The 3,030-nt window shown below is 51.0% G+C and carries 1 rRNA gene; it reads left to right on the top strand.

The features are described from left to right. Positions 1-100: 100 nt before the first annotated feature. Positions 101-2,992 (top strand): 23S ribosomal RNA (locus tag RZO55_RS08980). The last annotated feature ends 38 nt before the right edge of the window (positions 2,993-3,030 follow it).

Here is a 3,030-nt window from a genome sequence, read left to right on the forward strand (position 1 = left end):
AATTACCGTAACGTACGGTAAGAGAACAAACCTAAGACCATAAGATACAACGCTATGTATCTTAGATAAGTAGCCCGCACCCGCAGGTGAAAGTCGTATTGGTTAAGCTATAAAGAGCACAAGGTGGATGCCTTGGCACTAAGAGCCGATGAAAGACGTGATAAGCTGCGAAAAGCTTCGGGGAGGAGCAAATATCCTTTGATCCGGAGATATCTGAATGGGGAAACCCAGCTGAGCAAACCTCAGTTGTCGTATGGTGAATCCATAGCCATACGTCGGGAACCCGGGGAACTGAAACATCTAAGTACCCGGAGGAAAAGAAAGAAAACTCGATTTCCAAAGTAGCGGCGAGCGAAATGGAAAGAGCCTAAACCAGCGTGCGTGCATGCTGGGGTTACGGACTGCAATAAGTGAGACGATTTGTTACCAGAACGGTCCTGGAAAGACCGGCCATAGAAAGTGAAAGCCTTGTATGGGAAAGCAATAGTCAGCGAGCAGGATCCAAAGTACCACGAGACACGAGAAACCTTGTGGGAATTCGGGGGGACCACCCCCCAAGGCTAAATACTACTTAGTGACCGATAGCGCATAGTACTGTGAAGGAAAGGTGAAAAGGACCCCGGGAGGGGAGTGAAAGAGAACCTGAAACCTTGTGTTTACAAGCTGTGGAACCACATTTTAAGTGGAACCGCGTACTTTTTGTAGAACGGTCCGGCGAGTTACCGTTACTGGCAAGGTTAAGCACTGAATGTGCGGAGCCGAAGGGAAACCAAGTCTTAATAGGGCGTTAAGTCAGTGAAGGTAGACCCGAAACCGGGTGATCTACCCATGTCCAGGTTGAAGCTGCCGTAAAAGGCGGTGGAGGACCGAACGCACATCCGTTGAAAAGGGTGGCGATGAGGTGTGGGTAGGGGAGAAATTCCAATCGAACCCGGAGATAGCTGGTTCTCCTCGAAATAGCTTTAGGGCTAGCCTCGTATTAGTCTGCCGGAGGTAGAGCACTGAATTTCCTAGGGGGCGTCAAAGCTTACCAAAGAATATCAAACTCCGAATGCCGGTCAGATGATGTACGGGAGTCAGACTGCACGAGATAAGTTGGGCAGTCAAAAGGGAAAGAGCCCAGACCACCAGCTAAGGTCCCAAAGTGCGTGTTAAGTGGAAAAGGATGTGAGATTTCAGAGACAACTAGGATGTTGGCTTAGAAGCAGCCACACATTCAAAGAGTGCGTAATAGCTCACTAGTCGAGAGGTCTTGCGCCGAAAATGTCCGGGGCTAAAACACGACACCGAAGCTGTGGAATGTACATTCATGTACATTGGTAGAGGAGCATTCTTAATGCGCAGAAGCACTACCGTAAGGAGGTGTGGAGCGTTAAGAAGAGAGAATGCCGGAATGAGTAGCGAGATGAAGGTGAGAATCCTTCAGGCCGAATATCTAAGGTTTCCAGAGTAAAGCTGATCTGCTCTGGGTAAGTCGGGACCTAAGGCGAGGTCGAAAGACGTAGTCGATGGACAACAGGTTGAAATTCCTGTACCGCATATTATCAGAACTGTGGGGACACAGAACCGAGAGAGAACCCGGGAATGAAAAGACCGGGGCAAGCATTGGACTGGCTAAGTTGGCAAATCCGCTTAGCAACAGGAAGGTGTGACGCGTACCGAATATCAGTAGGGAAGTCTCTGTAGGGGCTGTCAAGAAAAGCCGCTATTGTGTAATATGTGCCCGTACCGTAAACCGACACAGGTGGATGAGGAGAGAATCCTAAGGCCGGCGGGAGAAGCATTGTTAAGGAACTCGGCAAAATGACCCCGTAACTTCGGGATAAGGGGTGCCTGAGAAATCAGGCCGCAGAGAATAGGCTCAAGCAACTGTTTAGCAAAAACACAGGTCTATGCAAAACCGAAAGGTGAGGTATATGGGCTGACGCCTGCCCGGTGCTGGAAGGTTACGAGGAGGGGTTAGCGGCAACGCGAAGCTCTGAATTTAAGCCCCAGTAAACGGCGGCCGTAACTATAACGGTCCTAAGGTAGCGAAATTCCTTGTCGGGTAAGTTCCGACCCGCACGAAAGGCGTAATGATTTGAGCGCTGTCTCGACAATGCACCCGGTGAAATTGAAATACCAGTGAAGATGCTGGTTACCTGCGCCAGGACGGAAAGACCCCATGGAGCTTTACTCCAGCTTGATACTGGGATTCGGTGCTGCATGTACAGGATAGGTGGGAGGCAATGAAACAGGGACGCCAGTCTCTGTGGAGCCGATGTTGGGATACCACCCTTGCGGTATTGGATTTCTAACCTGCAGCCATAACCTGGCTGGGGGACAATGTCAGGCGGGGAGTTTGACTGGGGCGGTCGCCTCCGAAAGAGTATCGGAGGCGCTCAAAGGTTCCCTCAGAATGGTCGGAAACCATTCGAAGAGTGCAAAGGCATAAGGGAGCTTGACTGCGACACCGACGGGTGGAGCAGGTAGGAAACTAGGACTTAGTGATCCGGTGGTATAAAGTGGGATTGCCATCGCTCAACGGATAAAAGCTACCCTGGGGATAACAGGCTTATCACTCCCAAGAGTTCACATCGACGGAGTGGTTTGGCACCTCGATGTCGGCTCATCGCATCCTGGGGCTGTAGTAGGTCCCAAGGGTTGGGCTGTTCGCCCATTAAAGCGGTACGCGAGCTGGGTTCAGAACGTCGTGAGACAGTTCGGTCCCTATCCGGCGTGGGCGTAGGATATTTGAGAGGAGCTGTCCTTAGTACGAGAGGACCGGGATGGACTGACCTCTGGTGTATCTGTTGGTGATCAACACCATGGCAGAGTAGCCAAGTCGGGAAGGGATAAACGCTGAAGGCATCTAAGCGTGAAGCCCCCCTCAAGATGAGATATCCCATCGCAAGAGTAAGACCCCTTGAAGACGACGAGGTAGATAGGGCAGAGGTGGAAGCATGGCAACATGTGCAGCTGACTGTCACTAATAGGTCGAGGGCTTAACCAAGTTGGTTTAGGTCGCCAGAGCACTTAACGAGGTATTTT

It is taken from the genome of Clostridium boliviensis (assembly GCF_033342255.1).
Lineage (GTDB): Bacteria > Bacillota > Clostridia > Lachnospirales > Lachnospiraceae > Lacrimispora > Lacrimispora boliviensis.